Annotated in this window: 20 protein-coding genes and 1 pseudogene; 7 read left to right on the top strand and 14 right to left on the bottom strand. The window is 70.0% G+C overall.

What is annotated here, in order from left to right:
- Positions 1 to 17: 17 nt before the first annotated feature.
- From SGA01_RS01960 to SGA01_RS01915, 10 genes are all read right to left on the bottom strand, one after another.
- Positions 18 to 923: a helix-turn-helix domain-containing protein gene (locus SGA01_RS01960; RefSeq protein WP_141292654.1), complete on the bottom strand. Its 906-nt coding sequence runs from the start codon at positions 921 to 923 to the stop codon at positions 18 to 20.
- Positions 920 to 1684 carry a phytanoyl-CoA dioxygenase family protein gene (locus SGA01_RS01955; RefSeq protein ID WP_141292652.1) on the bottom strand — a complete coding sequence of 255 codons (765 nt, stop codon included), beginning with the start codon at positions 1682 to 1684 and terminating at the stop codon, positions 920 to 922. Before SGA01_RS01955 ends, SGA01_RS01960 begins: the two co-directional genes overlap by 4 nt.
- A 173-nt stretch (positions 1685 to 1857) precedes the next feature.
- A complete protein-coding gene (locus SGA01_RS01950; RefSeq protein WP_141292650.1) occupies positions 1858 to 2790 on the bottom strand; it encodes an ROK family protein in 933 nt (310 codons plus the stop codon).
- Positions 2791 to 2913: 123 nt separating this feature from the next.
- Positions 2914 to 3777, bottom strand: coding sequence for a heparin lyase I family protein (locus SGA01_RS01945; protein WP_141292648.1), 864 nt, complete (start codon positions 3775 to 3777; stop codon positions 2914 to 2916).
- On the bottom strand, positions 3774 to 5798 hold the full coding sequence (locus tag SGA01_RS01940; RefSeq protein ID WP_141292646.1) for an outer membrane protein assembly factor BamB family protein: 2025 nt from the start codon (positions 5796 to 5798) through the stop codon (positions 3774 to 3776). The genes SGA01_RS01945 and SGA01_RS01940 overlap by 4 nt, the downstream gene beginning before the upstream one ends.
- A 126-nt stretch (positions 5799 to 5924) precedes the next feature.
- The gene (locus SGA01_RS01935; protein ID WP_141292644.1) at positions 5925 to 6938 is read right to left on the bottom strand and encodes a hydroxyacid dehydrogenase; all 1014 of its coding nucleotides are present in this window, start codon (positions 6936 to 6938) and stop codon (positions 5925 to 5927) included.
- A gap of 24 nt (positions 6939 to 6962) precedes the next feature.
- Positions 6963 to 7928, bottom strand: a complete 966-nt coding sequence (locus SGA01_RS01930; RefSeq protein ID WP_167533976.1) for a carbohydrate ABC transporter permease — start codon at positions 7926 to 7928, stop codon at positions 6963 to 6965.
- Complete coding sequence (locus SGA01_RS01925; RefSeq protein WP_055645371.1) at positions 7925 to 8821, bottom strand: carbohydrate ABC transporter permease; 897 nt, start codon at positions 8819 to 8821, stop codon at positions 7925 to 7927. The genes SGA01_RS01930 and SGA01_RS01925 overlap by 4 nt, the downstream gene beginning before the upstream one ends.
- Before the next feature lie 208 nt (positions 8822 to 9029).
- Positions 9030 to 10340: an ABC transporter substrate-binding protein gene (locus tag SGA01_RS01920; RefSeq protein ID WP_141292642.1), complete on the bottom strand. Its 1311-nt coding sequence runs from the start codon at positions 10338 to 10340 to the stop codon at positions 9030 to 9032.
- Positions 10341 to 10475: 135 nt separating this feature from the next.
- Positions 10476 to 11567, bottom strand: coding sequence for a LacI family DNA-binding transcriptional regulator (locus SGA01_RS01915; RefSeq protein ID WP_141292640.1), 1092 nt, complete (start codon positions 11565 to 11567; stop codon positions 10476 to 10478).
- 234 nt (positions 11568 to 11801) lie between these two features.
- Here SGA01_RS01915 and SGA01_RS01910 point away from each other — a divergent pair, with 234 nt between their 5' ends.
- Positions 11802 to 12626 (top strand): SDR family oxidoreductase, encoded by an 825-nt coding sequence (locus tag SGA01_RS01910; protein WP_141292638.1) that lies wholly within the window; start codon positions 11802 to 11804, stop codon positions 12624 to 12626.
- A 75-nt stretch (positions 12627 to 12701) separates the two neighbouring features.
- On the opposite strand, the gene SGA01_RS01905 is transcribed toward SGA01_RS01910, so the two are convergent.
- Positions 12702 to 13337 carry a YitT family protein gene (locus SGA01_RS01905; RefSeq protein ID WP_141292636.1) on the bottom strand — a complete coding sequence of 212 codons (636 nt, stop codon included), beginning with the start codon at positions 13335 to 13337 and terminating at the stop codon, positions 12702 to 12704.
- A gap of 279 nt (positions 13338 to 13616) precedes the next feature.
- Between SGA01_RS01905 and SGA01_RS01900 the strand changes: the two genes are divergently transcribed.
- The gene (locus tag SGA01_RS01900) at positions 13617 to 14078 is read left to right on the top strand and encodes an Lrp/AsnC family transcriptional regulator (RefSeq protein WP_141292635.1); all 462 of its coding nucleotides are present in this window, start codon (positions 13617 to 13619) and stop codon (positions 14076 to 14078) included.
- 39 nt (positions 14079 to 14117) lie between these two features.
- Here SGA01_RS01900 and SGA01_RS01895 read toward each other — a convergent pair whose 3' ends face one another.
- Positions 14118 to 15341, bottom strand: coding sequence for a molybdopterin molybdotransferase MoeA (locus SGA01_RS01895; RefSeq protein WP_141292633.1), 1224 nt, complete (start codon positions 15339 to 15341; stop codon positions 14118 to 14120).
- A 144-nt stretch (positions 15342 to 15485) separates the two neighbouring features.
- Positions 15486 to 15701 (bottom strand): annotated as a pseudogene (locus SGA01_RS01890) (MSMEG_1061 family FMN-dependent PPOX-type flavoprotein); the annotation flags it as partial.
- 328 nt (positions 15702 to 16029) lie between these two features.
- On the opposite strand from SGA01_RS01890, the gene SGA01_RS01885 reads away from it, so the two are divergent.
- The 3 genes from SGA01_RS01885 to SGA01_RS01875 all read left to right on the top strand — a co-directional run bounded on the left by SGA01_RS01885 (position 16030) and on the right by SGA01_RS01875 (position 17625).
- Positions 16030 to 16419 carry a TOBE domain-containing protein gene (locus SGA01_RS01885; protein WP_055645363.1) on the top strand — a complete coding sequence of 130 codons (390 nt, stop codon included), beginning with the start codon at positions 16030 to 16032 and terminating at the stop codon, positions 16417 to 16419.
- Between the two features lie 94 nt (positions 16420 to 16513).
- Positions 16514 to 17329, top strand: a complete 816-nt coding sequence (modA, locus tag SGA01_RS01880; RefSeq protein ID WP_141292631.1) for a molybdate ABC transporter substrate-binding protein — start codon at positions 16514 to 16516, stop codon at positions 17327 to 17329.
- 188 nt (positions 17330 to 17517) lie between these two features.
- Positions 17518 to 17625 carry a pyridoxine 5'-phosphate oxidase C-terminal domain-containing protein gene (locus tag SGA01_RS01875; protein ID WP_229917711.1) on the top strand — a complete coding sequence of 36 codons (108 nt, stop codon included), beginning with the start codon at positions 17518 to 17520 and terminating at the stop codon, positions 17623 to 17625.
- A 26-nt stretch (positions 17626 to 17651) separates the two neighbouring features.
- Here the strand turns inward: SGA01_RS01875 and SGA01_RS01870 are convergent, their stop codons facing one another.
- The gene (locus SGA01_RS01870; protein WP_141292629.1) at positions 17652 to 18074 is read right to left on the bottom strand and encodes a TOBE domain-containing protein; all 423 of its coding nucleotides are present in this window, start codon (positions 18072 to 18074) and stop codon (positions 17652 to 17654) included.
- An 880-nt stretch (positions 18075 to 18954) separates the two neighbouring features.
- Between SGA01_RS01870 and SGA01_RS01865 the strand changes: the two genes are divergently transcribed.
- A complete protein-coding gene (locus SGA01_RS01865; protein ID WP_141292627.1) occupies positions 18955 to 19329 on the top strand; it encodes a type 1 glutamine amidotransferase family protein in 375 nt (124 codons plus the stop codon).
- Between the two features lie 187 nt (positions 19330 to 19516).
- The gene (locus SGA01_RS01860; RefSeq protein ID WP_229917709.1) at positions 19517 to 21850 is read left to right on the top strand and encodes a M9 family metallopeptidase; all 2334 of its coding nucleotides are present in this window, start codon (positions 19517 to 19519) and stop codon (positions 21848 to 21850) included.
- The last annotated feature ends 63 nt before the right edge of the window (positions 21851 to 21913 follow it).

The following is a 21913-nucleotide window of genomic DNA, read 5'->3' as shown; positions in this document are numbered from 1 at the left end:
TCCCGCCGCCGGCGTCGTCACAGGTGCAGCGTGCCCTGGAGGGCACGGTGCACCAGTGGCGCATGCCCGTGCGTGCGGCGGAAAGCGGTGCTGAAGGCGCGGACGTCGGCATAACCGCAGGCTTGGGCCACTTCCGTCACCGAGGGGCCGGAGTCGAGGAGCAGGGCCGCGCCCAGATCGAGCCGCATCCGCCGCAGGGTCGCCATCAGCGAGCCACCGGTCTCGTGCCGGAACAGCCTTTCGGCATGGCGTGCCGACAGGTGGACGGCGGCCGCGACGTCCCGGACCGTCACGGGCCGGGACAGGTTGTCGGCCAGGTAGCGCTGCATCGCCGCCACCTCGGGCGACAACCGGGTCGCCGCAGGGGATCGCGTACACAGGTCGTCCTCGGCCGCGAAGGCTCGCGCGGTGTCCACCACGAGTGCGGCCCCGAGGCCGGAGAGTACCGACTCGTATCCCGACCGCACCGGAGCCGCATGCTCCGCGAGTGCGGTGACCAGGGACGCCAGCGAACCGATGCGCCGTGACACCGTCGGCCTCGTGGTGTCGGTGAGCCCCGACCACCAGCCCCGTTCTCCGGGACTCGGGCCGTCCTGCCCGGCCCGCAGAGCGAAGCTCCAGAAGGCGATGCCCAGGGGGTCCGTATGACTCGACTCGATCTCGTGCACGTCACCGGGCCGGGCGAGGAAGACATCACCGGCACCGACGTCGTGGTGCTCCGCGCCGGTGCTGAACCGCCCGGCGCCGCTGTAGGCGAGGCAGACCTCGTAGAAGGAGTGCCGGTGCCAGTAGTTGCGCCAGGGCGACGTCGGATAGAAGCCCCAGCTGAAGAAGTCGACCTGGAAGGCCCCGGCCTGGCAGGTCTGCAGCACACCGCTCAGCTCGGTGAGCGAGCCGGCATGCGCCACATTCTCCAGGTTCAACCGGTTCTCCTGCCCGTGGGGTCGACGCCGGCCAGCATCATGCCCTGTCCGAGTGAGTGGTCGTGCGCCCGGATCGCCGGCGGATCCGCCGGGTCCCGGAACTGCACCAGCCAGGTGGTGCGAGCCTCTCCGCTGAGGTTGACGCCGGAGGCATGGACGGTCAAGTAGGAGAAGAAGAGCACGTCACCGGCCTCGGCGGGAAGCGGCACGGTCGCGTCGAACGGGACGTCGGGAAGGTGATGGCCGCCCTCCTCCACATGCTCCAGAGGCCCCTGCCGGTGGCTGCCCGGCACGATCCGCACGCAGCCCTTCTCCTCCGGAGCGTCGTCCAGGTGAAAGATCGCGGCACCGACGCGGTGGTGGGTGTGCGGGAAGAACGGGTGGTCCTGGTGCGGAGGAAACGGAGACCCGTTCTCCGGCGGCTTCACGAACAGCTTGGTGTGATGCAGCTGTACGTTCGGCCCGCCCAGCACCGCCGCGGCGACACGGGTGAAGCGCTCGTCCGTCAGCAGCCGGGAGAACGCGGCGGCGTGGAACTGCACGTCGTGCAGGTGCTGCAGCCGGGTCGGTGTTCCGGCCGCGATGCCGGCCGCCGAGTCCCACGTCGCGTTCTCGTCGTCGTCCAGGGTGGCCAGCGCATCGTGGGCGCACTGGCGGTAGGCGGCCGCTTCCTCCCTACTGAGCAACCCCTTGACGAGCACGTACCCGTGCTCGCCGTAATGGCCGGCCAGGGCCGTGAGGTCGGCCGTTTCCCACGTCATCGTCACTGTCTTCCTCCACCGTCCTGGCCGTTCGGAGTACGGCCGGGTTCGGGAACGACACTAGGTATCCGGCCGGTGCCCGCTGTAGACCCGCGACGGACGGCGGTGTTCGTGAGACGGACATGGCCCCCGCACCGCCGATCCCGGTGATCGCCAGGTCAGGGCGACGGCCGTCAGCCGGCTGCCGCCGCGGCCAGCAGGTCCCGGGCGAGCAGCCCCGCGCCCACACAGCCGGCGGCGTCGCCGAGGGCCGCCGGGACGATCGCGGGCAGCTTCTGGAACGTGACACGTTCCCCGACCGCCGTGCGGAGAGGTGTGAACAAGGTGTCGCCGGCCCCGGCGAGTTCGCCTCCGATGACCAGGGTGCGGGGATCCAGGACCGTGAGCGCGGTGACCAGGCCGTCCGCGAGGGCGTCCACCGCCTCTCGCCACACTCCGGACGCGGCCTCGTCGCCCGCCTCGACGGCCCGGGCGCAGTCGGCGGCGTCGGCGGTCCGCTCGCCGCCGGCGGTGGACCAGGCACGACCGACCGCGGCGGCGGAGGCCACGGCCTCCAGACAACCGCGCCCGCCGCAACCGCACGCGGGGCCGCCGGGGCGTACGACGATGTGGCCGATCTCGCCGGCGCAGCCGTGGGCACCGGCCTCGATTCCGTCGTCCATGCCGATCGCACCGGCGATTCCGGTGCCGAGTGACACGAACAGGAACCGACCGGTGCCCCGGCCCGCGCCGACGCGGCCCTCGGCCAGGCCGCGGGTGCGTACGTCGTGCCCGAGGGCGACAGGGATCCGCCCGAGCCGGTGGCCGAGCAGCCCCCGCAGCGGGACGTTCCGCCAGCCGAGCTCGGCGGAGTGGACGGCGACGCCCCGCTCCGTGTCGACGATGCCGGGCACGGCGACCCCCACGGCCTCCGCCGCCAGGCCGAAGTGCGTCTGTCCGTGGACGCGCAGGTCCTTCGCGAAGCCGAGGATCGACTCCACGACGGCGGCGGGCCCCCGCTCCCGCCCGGTGGCCCGCCGCGTCCCGTACAACAGCGCCCCGTCCAGGCCGACAAGAGCCGCCTTCATTCCGGTGCCACCCACGTCGAGGGCGATGACATGTCTCACGATTCACTCTCAGTTGAAGAGGGCGTTCCCCTCAGGGAAGGGAAAGAGGGCGAGAGCCGCGCGCCGCCCCGGCCTTCAGTGGCGGCCGGGGCGGCGCGCGGGCCGGTCAGAGATCGCCAGGGCTCATCGCCCGGAGGGCTGGGAAAGGTCCAGGATGCGGATGTCGTCGTGGTGGACGATCCGCGTCGGTACGTCTCCCTTCGTCGGCGACTGGCCGGGGCGGTAGAGGCCCCACTTCAGGTAGCCGAAGTCGGCCGGGTTCACGGGGTGGAAGGTCTTCACGTTCTCGTACGTCTGCCGGAGCGTGAACTGCGAGCTGCCCGGCATCCGGGTGGAGACCTTGTAGTAGCCGGTCATGTCGTCCGTCCAGCGCACGTCCACGCGGAAGTGCATCCACTGGTCGATGTGCGGGCGGAAGTCGTCGACCACGGTGGACTGGAGGTCGAGGGTCGGCGAGCGGAAGGCGATGCTGTTCCGCTTGGCCATGAGGTAGAAGGACGGAAGGTTCCCGCCGGCGTGCTTCCCCTGGAAGATGATGTCGCCGCTCTCCGAGTCCCCGGGCCGGAAGGGCTGCCAGTCGTTCAGCAGCACGCTGAACTCGTACCGCTGCTCGTCGCCCACGACGAACTTCCCCTCGTGGACGTCGTTCGTGGCGCTCTCGCTGCGCGGGGCTCCGTCGGAGACGTACCCGGGATCGCCCAGGGTCACCTTGTGGGCGACGGCGTGGTCCGCACCGGACGGGACGACGTACGACGCGTCGGCGGCCGTCGCGTGCGTCGTGGTCAGGTCCGGGATGCCGGAATTCAGCCTGCCGTTCCTGTAGTCGATGGTCAGCAGGGGCGAAGGGCCGTCGGCGGCGGCGCACGACGGGCCCGAAGCGGCCCGGTCCTCGCTGTTCTGCCCCGCCTGCGCGGCGGTCAGGCACGCCAGGGTGAGTGCTCCCGCCATCGCCGCGGCCGTCACGGACCGCCTCGTCGACGTCTTCATGATCCGCTCACCGGCCTGTCTTCGACGCGGACGAGGTTGTGGCCGCGCATCGTGTACAGCCGGCCGCGGTGGTCGGCGGTGACGTGCGGACCGCTGTACCAGGCGCCGTTGATCCCGGCCACCACGGTGCTGACGGCGAAGGTCCTGGGGTCGAAGCGGAAGAGGGTGGTGTCGGAGACGCCATAGACCACGCCTCGGCTGGTGACCATGGCCGCGAAGCCGGGACAGACGGCACGGTGGTCGGCGGTGTGGATCACCCGGCGGACGGTGAGGTCGACGACGAAGAAGCCGCCCTTCCTGGTGAGTCCGTACAGGTGGCGGCCGCGCACCGCCAGCGCGGCGGTGCCCGTGGTCAGGGCGGCGGGGAGATCGATGCGCCACAGCTCACGTCCGGCGACCGGGTCGAAGGCGACGAGGGTGCCACGCGGTCCCTGCGTGGTGGGGTTGTCGCCGCCGAGGTACGCGACGCCGTCCCGGGTGGCGACGGCCCGCACCAGCTGGTTCCCGTCGACCGGATTGATGTACGCGGCCTTCTTGCCCGTCCCGGGCGCGTAGGTCCACAGGGAGCCGCCGCCCTCGGTGTCGGACTGGACGCCGACCAGCAGGAGTTCGTTGACGGCGTCGTAGCAGACGTCGAGCGGACGGTTCTGTTCGCTGGGGAAGGCCGCGAGCTGGTGGGGCTGCCCGCCCTTCGTGGGGTCGTACGTCCACATGCCCTGCGAGCTGTACTGGCCGGTGTAGAGCACTCCGTTCAGCACTTCCGCGTCCTTCGCCTCGCCGGGCGCGCGGAGGTTGAGCACCGTGCCGTTGCGCAGGTCGTGCCGGGCGATGCCGTTGTTGCCCCCGACGTAGACGTACCGGTGGTCGGCGGCGATGCCCATCGTGGTCTGCGGGACGACCGGCGCGCCCGCCTGGCCGAGGTCGGTGACGACGGAGCGACCGGTGGCCAGGTCGATCTCGCCGACGAAGCCGTATCCCGAGACGACGGTCAAGGTGCCTCCGACGTGGTCGAGGCCCCATATCTCGCCGAGGTCGCCGTCGAACCCGACGGGGCTGATGACCTTGGTCGCCGTCGAGTAGGAGTACAGGCCCGTGTCGGTGGCGAAGTGGACCGTGTCGCCGTTCGCGGTCAGGTTCTTGACGACCTTGCCGCTGGTGGTCGTCACGCTGTACGAGGAGAGGTCGGCGAGGTCCATCACGGCCAGCTTGGCGGGCTCGGTCGATCCCGAGGTGCTGACCACGAGTCGGTCGCCGAGGACGACGAGGTCGCGCAGACTCGGGTCCTTCTCCATCTCCGGTGGGGTGACGTTGCCGAACGTGCCCGCGGCCCGGTCGTACGCGTACAGCGACGCCTTGCTCGCTCCGTCACCGCCGGCCAGAGTGCTGCCGGCTCCGAAGAAGACGGTCGTGTCGGTGGCGGCGACGGCCCTCGCCAGCGTGGCCTTCGGGTCGGGGACGCCGAGCTTGGTCACCTTGCCGGTGCCCGGGTCGTACATCCACAGCGCGGGTGCCTTCCCTGGGATCCCGCCGACCGCGTACACGGTGCCGTCGGGGGCGACGGCGAGATCCCGGATGTCGCGGTCCTCGGTCCGGCCGATGCCCACGGCGGGATTCTCCGGGGTGGTCAGGTCCCAGCGGAAGAGGTTCGGCCTGCCCTCGTCGCCCTTCGCCAGGATGCCCGCGTACAGGTACCTGCCGGTGGGGTCGACGGCGAGCGCCTGGATCGAGTGTCCCGTGCCGAGGACTGTCTGGGACACCACCTTGCGGGTCGGGAGGTGGAAGGCGAGCACGCGAGTCGGTTCGAGGTTGCGGGAGCCGATGTAGACGGTGTCGCCGACCTGGAGCGCACTCATGAGCGCGAACTGCTCGATGCCGGGACCGAGGTCGGTGATGCGGGTGCAGGGTTGGCGGGAGGTGGCCTGCGCCGGTGCCGTGAGCAGCGGGGCCGCTGCGGCGGCGAGCCCGAGGGCGCCGCCTGTCATGAGCAGCTGACGCCTGCCCACCGGTCGAGAGTGCTGCATGGGGGGAGACTCCATTGTTCGTTGTGCGGGGACACAGAGCGCGGAGGAGCGAACGCCGTGCTGCGGGGAGCACGGCGGGGACCGGCCGGTTCCCGGATCGGCGTCGTCCGGGACCGGCCGGAGCTGTCAGGCCGAGGTCGCGAGGGCGGCGTGGTGCACGGCGTGGGCGAACGGTTCTCCGGCGCAGTAGCGCTCGATCTCGTCGAGGGCGCTGCCGGTGATCCGGTGGAGTTCGCCGCCGAGCGAGCCGGCGATATGGGGGGTGAGCAGGACGTTGGGCAGGGAGTAGAGCGGTGACCCGGCGGGGAGTACTTCGGGTTCGGTGACGTCGATGACCGCGTGGATGCGGCCGCTCGCGGCTTCGGCGGTGAGGGCCTCGGTGTCGACGAGGGAGCCGCGAGCCGTGTTGACCAGCGTGGCGCCGTCACGCATCAGCGAGAGCCGGCGCGCGTCCATCAGGTGACGGGTCTCGGGCAGCGCGGGTGCGTGCAGGGAGACGACGTCCGAGGCGCTGACCAGTTCGTCGAGTTCCACCCGCCGGACGCCCATGGCCGCTGCCCGCAACGTGCTGACGTGCGGGTCGGCGAGGAGGACGTCGATGTCGTACGGCCGCAGCAGTTCGAGCACCTTGCGCCCGACGAGCGACGCTCCGACCACTCCCACGGTCCGGTGGTAGTTGCCGAACCCGGGGAAGTGCCGGGACCAGTCGAGGGGAGAGCGGTGGTCGCGGTAGAGGCCGCCGATCTCCAGGACCCGCTTGTTGGCGAAGAGGATCGCGGCGACGGTGTACTCGGCGACGGGGACGGCGTTGGCCGCCGCGGCCGAGGAGACCGTCAGGCCGCGGTCCCAACAGGCCTGGGTCACATGGTGCTTGACGCTGCCCGCCGCGTGGACGACGGCCTTCAGCGCCGGCGCCCGCGCCAGCACCTCCTCGTCGAGGACGGGACAGCCCCAGGAAGTGATCAGGATCTCCACGTCTTCCAAGGCCGGTTCTTCGGTGAAGTCCTCGGCGACGTGTGCGGGGTCGATGTCGACGTACGTGCTCAGGCGCTGGACCGCGGAGGGCGGGAACATCGTGTCCCGGTGGTGACGGCCCATGGCGAAGAGGGCGCGGGGGCGGGTGGTCGAGGTCGGAAGCATGGGTGAATTCCTCACGTTGGCCGCCTACTTGACGGCGCCGGCCGTCATGCCGGACTTCCAGAACCGCTGCAGCATGAGGAAGACCGCGATCAGCGGAGCCACGGCGACGAGCGAGCCGACGACGGCGAGCAGGTAGTCCTCGGGATGGCCTTGCGTGAGCGCGGACGAGTACCAGACGTACAGCCCGAGGTTGACCGGGTACAGGTCCTGGTCGGAGAGCATGACCAGGGGCAGGAAGAAGCTGTTCCAGATCTGGGTGAACTGGAAGAGGAAGATGGTCACGAAGCCGGGTGCGATCATCGGGAAGGCGATGCGGCAGAAGGTCCGGAACTCGCTGGCCCCGTCCATCCGTGCCGCTTCCAGGACCTCGTCCGGCACATAGGACGCGCTGAAGACCCGTGCCAGGTACACGCCGAACGGGAAGACGAGCCCTGGGATGAAGACGCCCCAGAAGGTGTTCACCAGCCCGGCCTTGGCGGCGAGCAGGTACAGCGGGATCGCCATCGCCGTGCCGGGCACCATCACGCCGAGGAGCACGAGCGAGAACAGGCGCTCCTTGCCGGGAAACGTGAGCTTGTCGAACGCGTAGCCGGCGGCGACGCCGAACACCGATGCCAGGAGGGCGCCCACACCGGCGTACAGCACCGTGTTGATCAGCCAGCGCACGTACACTCCGCCGTCGGCGGCGAACAGGTGGCTCAGGTTGGCGGCGAGGTGGGTCTCGCCGCCGAGTGCGAAGCCGTTCGTGCCGAACAGGTCCTCGCGGCTCTTGGTGGAGGACAGGAGCAGCCAGGTCAGCGGCAGCAGGGTGTAGAGCGTGGCGAGGCCCAGCATCGCCGTGACGCCGGCCTTGGACAGAAGCACGGACGGGGACTTGACGGGACGCCTGCGTCCGCGAGGCGCCGGACGAGGGCCGGACGACGACGGCGGCGACGGCGACGGCGTCACGGGTGTGCGAGCCGGAGCGTCGGCTGTGGAGGACTTGGTCACGACTTGCTCCCGCGGCGTGAGATACGGGTGACGGCGAACGACAGCACGGCGGCGAACAGGGCGATCAGCAGTGAGGCGGCTGCCGCCAGGCCGAAGTCGTTGTTCTGGAAGGCCGCCGTCTGGACGTACATGTTGGGGGTCCAGCTGCTGCCGATCGCGCTGGAGGCGTTGTAGATGACCTTCGGCTCGGTGAAGAGCTGGATCGAGCCGATGACGGTGAAGAGGACGGCGAGCGCTATCGCGGGGCCGATCATCGGAACCTTGATGGAAAGCGCCGTCCGCACGGCGCCCGCGCCGTCGACCTTCGCGGCGTCCAGCGTCTCGCGGGGCACCGCCTGGAGAGCCGCGTAGAAGATGACCATGTTGTAGCCGGTCCATTCCCAGACGGCGATGTTGGCCGCGGAGAAAACGGCGTTGTCGACCGACAGGAAGTTGATGCCGATGCCGCCGGACTCCAGGAGGTCGATCACCGGGCTCAGGCCGGGGGTGTAGAGGTACACCCAGATCAGCGCGGCGATCAGGCCCGGCACCGCATGGGGCAGAAACAGCGCCAGCTGGAAGAAGGACCTGGCCTTGGCCAGACCCGAGTCGAGCAACAGGGCCAGGACCAGCGATCCGCCGATCATCACGGGGATGTAGATCGCGCAGTACGCGGCGATGACGAGGAACCCGTCACGGAACGCCTCGTCGGACAGCGCGCGGGCGTAGTTGCCCAGCCCGGTGAAGACGTTCTCGGTGCCGCCGAACCCGAGGCCGGAGGTGCGGGTGGTGAACAGGCTCAGCCATGCCGCGTACAGCAGCGGGGCGAGGGTGACGGCCGCGAACAGGCCGAAGAACGGTGTGAGGAGCAGTGCGGCGGTCCGGCGCTGTCCTCGGGCGGATGGGCTTGCCATACCGGCCTTCCTTGGGTGGGGCGGGTGCGGGAGGGAGCCGGGGGCCGGCCCGCCGCGCGGGCGGGCGGGGCCGACGCTCAGGGCTGTGGGCTCCGGGCTGTGGGCTGGGGGCTGGGGGCTGGGGGCTGGGGGCTCCTACGGGCCTCGGGGCTGTGGGCTCCGGGCTCCAGCGGGCTCCGGGCTCCTACGGGCTCGGGGCTCCGGCCCTCTACGGGGCGGTGACCGTCAGGCCGCGCTGCTTCATCTGCGCGACCGTGGCCTGCTCGGCGGTGGAGAGGACTCCGGGCAGGGTCACCGTGCCGTCGGCGACCTTGGGGAGCTGGTCCACGATGGCCGTGTTGGTGGCACCCATGACCGGGCCCCACGTCCAGCCGGGCCTGATGGCGTCGTAGGACCGCGACATGAGGGAGTAGATGTCCTGCCCGCCGAAGTAGTCCGTCGCGAAGGCCGCCTTCGTGACCGGCACGAGCTTCGGATCGGCGGGGAACATGCTGCTGGTGCCGGACGACACCCATGCCTTCATGCCCTCGGGGTCAGTGGTGATCCACTTGATGAACTCGGCCGCGGCACCGCTGTTGTCGGCCCCCTTCGGGATCACGAAGGACGAGCCTCCGTACATGGCCGAGGCCGGCTTTCCGTCCCAGGTGGGCACGGACGCGACGGCCCATTTGCCCTTCTGGTCGGGGACGGTCGCCTGGTGGGCTCCGGCGCACCAGCTGGCGCAGACATACGCGACGGTCCGGCCCTTCTGGACGCTGGTCCAGAAGGGGTCCAGCTGGCTGAGCGGACGGACGAGGTCCTTGCGGGCGAGGTCGCCCCAGTAGGCGGCGACCTTCTTCGACGGGGCGTCGTCGACGGTGACCTTCCAGGAGTCCTTCCCGGCCGAGAACCACTGGCCGCCGGCCTGCCAGGAGAGCGCGCTCAGGAGCCCGGGGTTGTCGGTGTACAGGACGCCGCCTCGGGCGGCGGGGTCGGCCTTCTTCACCTGCTCGGTCATGTTCCGGTACGCGTCCCACGTCGTGGGGACGTCGATCTTGTGCCGGGTGAAGAAGTCCTTGCGGTACATCATCATCAGGGGCGCCGCGTCACGCGGGACGGCCCAGGTCCTGTCACCGAGGTTCACCAGCTGCCGCGCCGCCTCGGGGAACCGCTCCTTCACCACCGGGCCGAGGGAGCCGCTCAGGTCCTCGATCTTGCCCTGGGCGGCGAACTCCGGAAGGTGCGGGTACTCGACCACCGCGACGTCCGGCGCGGTGCCGGCCTTCACCGCGTTGGTGAGCTTGGAGTAGTACTCCTGGCCCGACGGAACCGTCTCGAACGTCACCTTGATGTCCGGGTGGCTGCGGTTGAAGGCCGCAGCCACCTTGTCCGAGCCCTTCACGAAGGACCAGAAGGTGACCTCTCCCGTCTTCCCGGGGGCCGGGAGAGCGCCCTGGTCCGCCTCGCCGCCGCAGGCGGTGGCGAGCAGGGCGAGAGCTGTGACGGAGCAGGCCAGGGCAGCCGTGGTTCTGCGAAGCATGATGGGCACCGATCGTTCGCTGGGGCGTTGACCGGAATCATTCGTCAGTAAATATGCTTCGTCAATGCTTTCGCTTCATTCGAAAGAAAGCGAAAGCAAGCGTTTTCACATGGCACCGCTCTCCCCCGCCGGTCTCTACGCGCGTCGGCCCGATGCAGGGGAAGCCCCGCTCGAGTCCCGTACGCGCAGCTCGGGGCGGAGCAGCAGCTCGGCCAGGGGTGCGTTCGGCTCGGCGAGTCGCCGCCGCATCAGGTCCACCGCCCATGCCCCCACCGCCCTCTTGGGCGGCGCCACAGCCGTGAGCGGCACATCGCTGAGCTCCGCGACCTCGTCGTCGTACGTCACGATGGCCAGATCCTCGGGAACGCGCAGACCGCGCGCCTGAAGGAGGCCGACCAGGGCGACGGCATCGAGATCGTTGTGGACCAGAGCGGCCCGGACCTCACCTGCCTCGACCACCTGCGCGAGCTCCTCGAACCACGGGGCCGCCATCGGCCCGTCGGTCGGATCGATGCCGTACTCCGGGCCTGCCTTCAACCCCAAGGCCCGGCAGGTCGCCGCATAACCCTCGCGGATCAAAGGAGTGTTGGGGCTCTCCGCCCGGGCCACCAGAGCGATCCGCTCGTGCCCCAGCTCGGCGAGGTGCCGCACGGCCAGGCCCGCGCCGTGGGCGTGATCCGACGCGACCTGCTCCAGCTGCCCGGCCCACGCACCGGCCCTGCGGTCCACGAGAACGACCGGTATGTCGAGCCCGGCCAGCCACTCCTCGGCCAGGTCCACGGGCTCGAGGCCTGCGCGCGGCATCAACAGCAGACCGTCGACACCCGCCGCGGTCAGCCGTCGCACCTGCTCCTGGTTGTCCGCGAGCGTCTCACCGGAAACCGCGAGCACGATGCGAACGCCGTGCATGCGCGCCGCGTCCTGCACCCCTCGGATGATCTCGGGGTAGTAATACGCGCCCGGCGGAACGATCAGCCCGAAGGCATCCCCATGCCGCGTCGCGGGCCGGGGGGCGGCGGGGCCGGCCACATCGGCCGTCTGCGCCGCGGTCAGCGACATGACTCCTCCGTGCACGCGGACGACCAGCCCCCGACCGGCGAGCTCCCGGACGTCCTGGCGCACGGTGACCGCGGAGACCCCCATCTCTTCCGCGACGTCCTTCACCTTGACCGCTCCCCGACGCTCGACCAAGCGCAGGAGCACCTCACGCCGCTCTTCAGCCAGCACTCACGGGCCCCTCTCGTCGTGAGCGAAGCCGTTTGCTTTCACTCGACAAGTGAAAGGTATCAACCAAGACACGGAGCGCCGGTGACGATGTACGGGACGGAATCGCCGACAACCGGAGAGCTCGCGGGGCAACCGCGGACGGGCGACGCCTTGCAGTGAGGGAGATCCGCCCCGCCCCCTCCTGCCTCCCTGCTCTGGCGCGTTCCGCACACGGCTGCGCTAGCGTGGACCGGCATGACGGCGCTCATCATCGGAGCCAGCGGGTTCCTGGGGACCGAGCTGGTACGGCAGGCGATCTCCGCGGGCCGCCCCACGGCCGCGACCTTCAACTCCCGTCCCGGCGAACTCCCTGATGCCTCGTGGCACCGCCTGGACCTCCGCGACATCGAGCAGATCGAGACGATCCTCGACGTGGTGGCGCCCGACGTGGTGATCAACGCCTCCAGCGGCGACGCCGACTGGACGGTCACCGCCGACGGGTCCGTCCGCCTGGCCGAGGCGACGGCGCGGCGGGGCATCCGGCTGGTGCACGTCTCCAGCGACGCGGTCTTCTCCGGGGCCGACGTGCACTACGACGAGTCGGCACTCCCGGACCCGATCACCCCGTACGGGGCCGCGAAGGCCACCGCCGAAACGGTGGTACGTCTCCTGCACCCCACCGCGGTCGTCGCCCGCACGTCCCTGATCATCGGCGACGGCGGATCCGTCCACGAGAAGATCGTGCACGAACTCGCCACCGGAACACGCGAAGGCGTCCTGTTCACGGACGACATCCGCTGCCCCGTCCACGTCAAGGACCTGGCAGCCGCTCTGTGGGAACTGGCTGCCTCCGAGGCCGCTGGTGTCTTCCACCTGGCCGGCGCCGACGCTGTCAGCCGCTACTCCCTCGGCGTGCTCCTCGCCCGACGGGACGGACTCGGCCCAGCCCTTCTTCCGGCCGGCCGCCGGGCAGACAGCCGGCTGCCCGGAGCTCTCGACGTACGCCTCGACAGCCGCGCCACGCAGAAACGGCTGAGTACCCGACTTCGCGGAGCGCGGGAGTTCCTGCACAAGAGCTGAGGACAGGCGCTCACCCGTACGAAGGGTCGGATAGGAGCTTGCAACGCATACCAGCGGCCGGCGCCCTTCGATCTTTCAGAGCGCAGCCGGGTAGCGGCCGGGGCGATGGTTCATCACCAGGACCACGTTGAGAATCGCGACGCCCGCAGCAGAGAGGAGAACGGTATGGAGCGGTGCCGTGAGAGCGGAAAGCGCGACGACGGTGGCATCGAGGCCCAGTAGTACGTATCCGGCTCGCCATCCCAGGCGGTCCTGGCACAGGAGCGCGACGACGTTGAACCCGCCGAGGCTCGAGTGGTGCCGGAAGACGATGAGGATGCCGATGCCCGCGGCGAGATTGCCCACGAGGACGGCGTAGAGCGGATTGACGTGAGCCGCTTCGATGAACTTGGGGTGCAGGAGGGAGAACGTGGAGAACAGCGATACGGAGATCACGGAACTCGCCACGAACGACCATCCCTTTCGCGTCCAGGCCAGCACGGCGAACGGAAGGTTCACCACGGCGAAGATGACGGCGAAGGGCCAGTGCAGCACCTGGGCAAGCAGGAGTACGAGTCCGGCCGTGCCTCCGGTGACCGCGCCGGCGCTGTTGATCAGGAAGAGCCCGAGGGAGGCGACCAGCGTTCCTACGAGGATTCCCACGATGTTCTCGGCAGGGCTGTGCCGTACGGCGGCGCTGGGGGGCGGGGTGTCGATGGCTGCAGTGCTCATCGGGCGGCTCCGCTCTGGGCACCGGTGGGTATGCGCAGAACCCGGTCGTTGAGGCTGCCGCCGGCGAAGGCCGTCTGGCTGTTCCTGGGCTGCCTCGCGCACGGGACGACCTGCCGCCCGGAGCGTGCAGGGGGTGCGGGATGTTGGGGGACTCGACGCGTTGAGTTGGACTGGCGCATGTCGCCAGATTGCAGAAGTGGGCTGCACAAGCGCAAATGCTCATCCCTCGGGTTGAGCATAGTGAAGCATGAAGGGTGAGATTGGAGGCAGAATGCTCAGATGGACAGTCTTGATGCACGGATCCTCCTGGCTCTCGACGACGAGCCGGACGCCACGGCCTTGGCGCTCGCCAGGCGGCTGGGGATCGCCCGTAACACCTTGAGTTCCCGCTTGCAGCGCATGCAGCAGTCGGGAGCACTCCGTGAGTTCACCCGTCGTGTCGATCCAGCCCTTCTCGGCCGCGGGCTGGTCGCCTTCGTGTCCATCGCGGTCAGCCAGACCAGTACGCCGCGCGCGGTGGAGATCCTCCGATCCCTCCCCGAAGTGATCGAGATGCATGCCACCACGGGAGAGGCGGACCTGCTGGTGAAGGTGGTCGCCCGCGACACCGCCGACCTCCACCGCGTCACCAGTCGGATTCTCTCTGCGCCTGGTGTGGTGCGGACCAGTACGGCCATCTCGCTCTACGAGGAGATGCCCTTGCGGATCCGTGCGCTCATCGAGGAGGCCGCGAAGGGCTGACCCGTCGCCCGGCGCCTTCGCCCCCTCTGACGGGCGTCTTCAACCGCCCTGGAGCAGCAGGGGCGCCGGGTCCCCGTCCATCCAGCCCGGCGGAAGCGCAGCCAGGGCGTCGGCCACGGCGGCGCCTCGGAGGAAGGCCGCCCCGTGACCGCCGACGATGCAGGCCTCGCCACCGGCCCAGGAGACGGGGACCACACGGGTGAGCCCGGGCGACATCTGCGCCCGGCCCCGGACCGGCAGGTGAGGGAGGGGCGCGAGGGGGCGCCCCGACAGTCCGGCGATCAGAGGGCCGAGGAGGGTGCGGGCGGCGACCAGGGCCGCGTACGGATTGCCGGGTAGTCCCACCACCCAGCGCCCGGTGCGGAGCAGGGCGAGCAGCATGGGATGGCCCGGGCGGCAGGCGACGGTGTCGATGACCAGGCGGGCTCCGGCGTCGGCGAGGAGCCGTCGGAGCTGGTCGGTGTCTCCTACGGAGGTCGAGCCGGTGACCACGACGACCTCGGCGTCGTGTCGCGCGTGCACGGCTGCGGCGAGGCCGCCCGCCGGCAGGTCCGGGACGTGCCGCGATGACACCGTCTCGCCACCGATTTCGGCCACCAGGGCGGGGATCAGCGGCCCGAGCGCGTCGCGGACCCGACCAGACCGCGGGACGCCCGAGAGGTCGAGTTCGTCACCGCTGACCAGCAGGCCGACACGCGGACGTGGACGGACCGGCAGGGTGTCGTGGCCGCAGGCAGCGGCAAGTCCGATCAGTGCCGGGCCGATGCGCGTTCCGCCCGGCGCGAGGCGGTCGCCCGCGGCGGCGTCCTCGCCCGTGCGCCGGATGTGCCGACCTTCCGGCTGCTCGGGCCCGCGCACCCGACCGTCGGCGAACGACGCCAGCTCCTTCGGCAGAACCGCGACCGCCCCTGACGGCACCAGGGCTCCGGTGGAGATCTCCACGCCGTCGCCCGCGCCCAGCGTCCCCCGCCACGCCGTCCCGGCCCGCGTGATGCCCCGAATCCGCCACGGCCCCGGGCCGGACACGGCGAAGCCGTCCATGGCCGCCGTGTCGAAAGCCGGGACGGGGCGGAGGGTACGCAGGTCCTCGGCGAGCGTCAGACCCGCGGCGTCATGGAGCGGGACGGACCGGCTCACGATCGGCCGCGCCGCTCCGTACGCCAGCATCCTTGCCTCGGCCCACGTCACCGCCTGGGCGGCCCGAGGATGTAGCTGCGCAGGCCCGGCGGGCGCTGAGGGGGTTGCATGCGTCGTGGGCGGCATGGCGCCCAGTGTCGGGCCTCGGTGTTTCCGGTCGCCGCCCGGGGGATTTCCCGGACGCGCCGTCCGGCTCACCGCCCACGCCGTGCACCTGTGAAGACTCCGCGCCCAGCTGGTCCGGTGGTTCCGCAAGCGCCGCTAGGCCCGTCACTCGTACCGGTACTTCAGCGAATCCGCCTCCGCCTGCTCGATGTCGTCGATCGTCAGCTCCGGCATCCGCAGCTGGGCCAGCGTCACCTCGGCGGAGGTCGGCTGGGCGTCCGCCGGCAGCCACTGCTCCTGCTTCCAGGCTCCGCTGCGCAGGAGCGACTTGGGGCAGTGCGGGTAGACCTCCTCGATCCCCACGACCAGCGCGCTGGCCGGACCAGGCGGAGAAGATGATCGACCTGCATACGGGACTCCTTGCTTACGCACGGGCCAGACCCGCTCCTCACATTCACGAGGTGAATGCGAGTTCAGCCATCGTAGGTGCGAAGACGATGAAGCGAAATGCCCCTTAGATGATCCCCCAGGGGGCGGGCGTCACGACTGGAGGAAAGTGGCGCCGCAGCTGTTGCAGCGACCCGCCGACGCGACCGGCGAGACGCGAGACCTCTCCCCTCGTCCCTTTCTCCAACTACGCTCTCATTCGCCATGGAGAGTCCTACGGGCTTGTTGCAGATGAGAGCCTGAGCGGCCTACGGTGTCGCACATGCAGTCCTACACCATCGGGCAGGCCGCACGGCTGCTGGGCGTGAGCCCGGACACCGCGCGGCGCTGGGCGGACGCAGGCAGGGTCTCGACCCACCGGGACGAGAGCGGCCGGCGTGTCATCGACGGCAAGTCGCTCGCGGCGTTCTCCACCGAGATCGCCCAGAGCGGCGACGACGACGCGTCGTACACCTCGGCGCGCAACGCCTTCCCGGGCATCGTCACGGGGATCAAGCTCGGCGACATCGCGGCGCAGGTCACCATCCAGGCCGGACCGCATCGCCTGGTCTCCCTCCTCACCCGTGAAGCCGTGGAGGAGCTGGGACTGGAAGTCGGTATGCAGGCCACCGCCCGCGTGAAATCGACCAGCGTGCACATCGACCGCACCTGACCATCCCTCACGCAGTACCGCAGGAACATCGGCCGTCGGCGCGGCAGGCCTCCCACCGCACTTTCCGTTCGTCCCCAAGGAGAATCAGACCCTCATGTCCACCATCCTCACCCCCGTCAGACGCCGCACGGCCGCCGCCGCCCTCACCGCCGCCCTGCTCGTCCCGCTGTCGGCGTGTTCGAGCGACGACACCAAGAAGGACACCGGCGGGTCCACCGCCTCCGGCTCCGCGAGCGCCGCACCCAAGGCGAACCTGACGGTTCTCGCCGCGGCCTCCCTCACCAACGTCTTCAAGACCGCCGGTGCCGCCTACGAGAAGTCCCACCCGGGTACGAAGATCACCTTCTCCTTCGCCGGCTCGCAGGAGCTCGTGGCCCAGGTCGCCCAGGGCTCCCCCGCCGACGTCCTGGTCACCGCCGACACCAAGAGCATGGACAAGGTCAAGGCCGACACGGGCACCCCCGCGATCATCGCCAAGAACCGGCTCGTCATCGCCACCGGCGAAGGCAACCCGCACAAGGTCGACGAGCTCAAGGACCTCGCCGACACCAAGCTCAAGGTCGTGCTTGCCGCGCCCGAGGTGCCGGCCGGCAAGTACAGCAAGCAGGTCCTCGACGCCCAGAAGGTCACGGTGAAGCCGGTCTCCCAGGAGCCCAACGTGCGCGCCGTCCTCAGCAAGGTCGAGCTCGGCGAGGCCGACGCCGGTCTCGTCTACAAGACCGACGCCGAGAGCGCCAAGGACAAGGTCGACGCCGTCGAGATCCCCGACGGCCAGAACGCCATCGCGAAGTACCCGGCCGCCACGATCAAGGACTCCAAGAACGCCGAGGCCGCCGCCGCCTTCGTCGCCTGGCTGTCCTCGCCCGAGGGCCAGAAGATCCTCCAGGACGCCGGCTTCCAGAAGCCGTAGCGGATCCGGGATCACTCAGGACGCGAGGGGCTGCCCGTCCCGGGGGAACGGGCAGCCCCTCGCCCCTATGTCTTCTCCCTCTCATCGCCACCCGGCCGAGGCGACGGTCGTAGTCCTCTGATTGCCCCGACACCAACGCCCGGAGACTGGGAGAGCCTCATGCCGGAGAACTCGGCCGGCACACGGTCGTGCCCGACGTCGTCGAGTTCTGGCAGGCCGCCGCGCCCCGCGTCCATGTCCGGCTCCGGTACGAGCGGGAGCCGGACGGCTGGCACCGACGTCAGCTCTGGTCCTGACGCCCGGTTCACCAGCGCGAGAGCAATCAGGCGGAAGCAAGCGAGATCTCGGTCGACTTGATCAGGGCGACGACGGAGGAGCCGGCCTTCAGGCCGAGGTCCTCGACGGCGTCCTTGGTGATCGCGGCGGTCAGCCCGCCGCCCTCCACGGAGACCTTCACCGAGCCCATGGCCCCACCGGTCGCCACCTCGGTGACGGAACCCGCGAGCTGGTTGCGGATGGAGATGCCCTCCACCGGGCCGGTCGCGAGGGCGACCTCGGTGGACTTCACCAGTGCCTTGACCGCGGAACCCTCGGCCAGGCCCAGGTCCTTGACCGCGTCGGCGGTGATGGCGGCGGTGATGTTCTGACCGCCGTCCAGGCGCACCTTCACAGACGCCATGGCCTCACCCGTGGTGACGGCGGTGACGGTGCCGGGGAGCTGGTTGCGAATGGACAGGAGGGTCATGGAAACACGCCTCACCAAGCCGGAAACGAACAGTCGTCACTTCTGTGACCTGCGTCTCGATCGACGCTACCGGAAAGAAAATTTCCTTCCGGACCATGCGTCGCATCCACCAGCCGAATGGACGAATTCCCCTTGCTCATTCCATGAAGGGGTCCCGACCTCGCCCTCTCCTGCCCGGCCCATCACTGCCCTGACCTGGGCCTCAACACCCTTCCCCGCTGATCCCGTTCCCCGCACGGAAAGGGTTCCAGGAAATTGCAGATCAGCGGACTTCACAGCAATCGGTGCCGCACATGCGGACTCATGTCTAAGATCACGCACCGGGTACCAGGAGAGTGCGTCCCGATAGGCCGGTCGCCCTGATCGCAATCGGGCTGCTGCCCCTCGTCGAGGCCGGACCTTCGGCCTGCAGCCGAACCGTCGGACCGCCCAGCACACGAACGCATCCGCGAGATCCAATCCGTATTGCTCCTCGCAGATGTGCCCCCTACTCGCAGATTTACCTCTTGGATGATTCTCTGTACGTCAGCCGCCCGCGAGGGCCTCATTCCGTGCCTCAGTCCAATCGCCTCTTCGATGTGAAGCCTGTTTGACTGCTCGCACCGACCCGGCGCGGAGGAGTGGCTCTCGACGCGACGGAAGGCCGGCCAGGAGGCCCCTGCGCGCCGCTCGCGGTGTTCGGCTCACAGGGGCCCTGCCGCGATCGCCCCAAGTGGCTCGAATGCGACGAGTAGGCGATGGTCGGTGGTCGTGGTGCGGGACCCGGCGACGGAGACCCGGGTCGACGTGAGCGCTGCACTCGCCGAAGCCGGACTGACCATCCGGCCCGACGCGCCGGAGGACGACGGGGCACTCACCCCTGACCTGACGGGCGTCGAGGGTGTCAACGTCCTGGGTGCTGGCGGGGCCGGAGGCCGTCGCCGCGGACTCGGGTTCCACCACGCCGACCAAGCACCGGGCCGTCGTACCGACTTCCGCCGCCGACACCGACCCGCTCTTCGCGAAGTGCGACCCTCTCCCGGTCGAGCTGCGCCCGGCAGGCGAACGGTTCCCACCGCCCGCCGGCGCCGCCACCCTGGCCGACTGCGAAGGACGCCCGCAGCAGGCGTTCCGCCTGGGGTCCACGACCTGGGGTGTGCGCTTCCTGGAGGACGCCCCGCTCAGCCGGTCGGGTGAGCACCTGTTGCGCCGGTTCGCTGCACGCGTGGCAGCCCGGGCCGAACACACCGCCACCCGGGCCGCCTTCACACGCTGATCGGCCCCGGGAATCTACGGCGCGCGCCACGGGGCTCCGGCAGGGGGAACGCCCAACTTGCAGTCGTAGGGGCCGATCAATCTGGCCGGAAGGCTTCCACCGGGCGAGGACTTGTGCAATTTTACATGTCACACATCATTGGCCGCGCGTCCCAGCGCGGCCACAACGGCCCCGGAGGCCCCCACAGATGCACCCGTTCCGGATATCGAGAGCCAACGCGCGCAGACTTCCCGCGCTCGGCGCAGCCGTGTTCATCGCGCTCGGCCTGTTCGCGCCGCAGGCCCAGGCCGCCTCCGCCGGCGCCACGACCCCGGCCCGTACGAACTCATCGGGAGCCGCGGCCTCGGCGCCGCGGTCGATCCCGGTGCCCAAGTCGCCCGACGCGATGAGCAACAGCTCCCGCTTCCGTATCTCCGCGCAGGACAGCACCGAGGAATCGGGCCCGGCACCCGCCCCGAAGGTCGCGTCCGTCAAGGTCGGCAAGCAGTCCTCGGCCGCCGCCGCCGACGAGTGCCCCGACCTCGGCGGGGTCGTCAACGCCACGGGCAGCGCCCTCGTCCAGCAGCTCAAGGCTCTCCCCCGGATCAACTGCACCTACCCGCTGTTCGGCCTCACCGGGGAGAACGCGCGCAAGGCCTTCCACGAGGCCCAGATGGTGACCGTCGCCAACGCGCTGCGCGACGCCTCCGCCACGTACGCCGGCACCAACAGTGCCTCCATCGGCCAGTTGGTCCTCTTCCTGCGCGCCGGTTACTACGTGCAGGACAACAACGCGGACGTCGTCGGTGACTACGGCACGGCGCTCGACAGCGCGGCGCGCGGCGCCCTGGACGCCTTCTTCGCCTCCCCGCGCAGCAAGGACGTCACCGACGCCAACGGCGAGATCCTCAACGAGGTCGTCACGTTGATCGACAGCACCCACACGGCCGGCCGGTACGCCGGCGTCGTCAAGTGGATGCTCGGCGGCTACGACGGCACCTGGCCCGGCCAGATGAACCTCGCCATGCAGCACGTCGAGTGGGTCGTCGAGAACGGCTTCAAGGCCAAGGACGACGGCCGCGGCTGGCGGGCCGCCCTCAAGGCCGACCCCACCATCCTCGACACCTGGGCCGGCTTCATCACGCGCAACAGCGCGCAGCTGAACCGCCTGGACGTCGTCAGCAACGTCGGCCGCCACCTCGGCCACGGCCTCGACGTCCCCGAGCTCAAGGACCGGCTCCGGCCGCTGCTGAAGGACCTGATCAACCGCTACCCGAACGTCGGCCCCACCGCGCCGATCACCATGAACCTGGGCTGGTACACGCGCCAGTACGACAGGAACAACTGCGCGGCCTACGGCATCTGCGACCTGGGCGACCGCGTGCTCCCGGCGATCCTGCCGATCCAGCACACGTGCACCCCGGGCCTGAAGATCCGCGCCCAGGACATGTCCCCCGGTCAGCTGGCGAGCACCTGTACCAGCCTGGTCAACCAGGACGCCTACTTCCACCGGATCATCGGCGACAAGGGCGCGATCCCCGGTGACGTGAACACCAACCTGGAGGTCGTCGTCTTCGACGACTACACCCAGTACGCGCTGTACGCCTGGGCCATCTACAACATCGACGTCGACAACGGCGGCATGTACGAGGAGGGCAACCCGGCCGCCGCCGGCAACCAGGCCCGCTTCATCGCCCACGAGGCCCACTGGCTGCGCCCGGACTTCCAGATCTGGAACCTCAACCACGAGTACACCCACTACCTCGACGGCCGCTTCAACATGCACGGCGACTTCGAGGCGGGCATGACCACGCCGACCATCTGGTGGGTCGAGGGCATCGCCGAGAACATCTCGTTCGGCTACCGGGGCGAGCGCAACGCCGACGCGATCGCCGAGGCCCGCAAGAACACGTACAAGCTCAGCGACCTGTTCGACACCGTCTACGGCCAGGACGAGGACCCCGAGGTCAACTCGAACCGGGTCTACCGCTGGGGCTTCCTCGCGGTCCGCTACATGCTCCAGGCGCACCCCGCCGACGTCGAGACCGTGCTCAACAAGTACCGCGCCGGTGACTGGACCGGGGCCCGCACCTTCCTCAAGCAGACCATCGGCACCCGCTACGACGCGGACTTCGCGACCTGGCTGACGACCACCTGCGCGACCGCCGACTGCGGTCCGCTGCCGGACGCCGCCGCGACCGCGTCCGCCCCGCTCTGCACCATCAGCGACCCCCGTCAGTTCGACAAGAACTGTCGCCGGGACAATCTCGCGGCCGCCGCCGGCAACTACAGCTACCACTTCGTGTACCTGCCCGCCGGCGTCAAGCAGCTGACCATCACCAGCAGCGGCGGCACCGGCAACGCCGACCTGTACTACGGCGGCAGCAGCTGGGCCACCACCGGCAGCTACCAGGCCAAGTCCACCAACGCCGGCAACGGCGAGACCCTGACGATCGACAACCCGCCGTCCGGCTGGGTCTACTTCAGCCTCGCCGCCGCACAGGACTTCAGCGGTGTGAGCCTCTCCACGCAGTCCAGGTAATCCGGTACGCCGGGGCCGGACCCAGCCGGCCGGCCCCGGCGAACGCTCCACCATGTTCGCCGA

Origin of the sequence: Streptomyces gardneri, assembly GCF_006539185.1 — a bacterium.
Lineage (GTDB): Bacteria > Actinomycetota > Actinomycetes > Streptomycetales > Streptomycetaceae > Streptomyces > Streptomyces gardneri.
The sequence above is the reverse complement of the archived record's forward strand: the minus strand, read 5'-3'. Positions and strand labels throughout refer to the sequence as shown.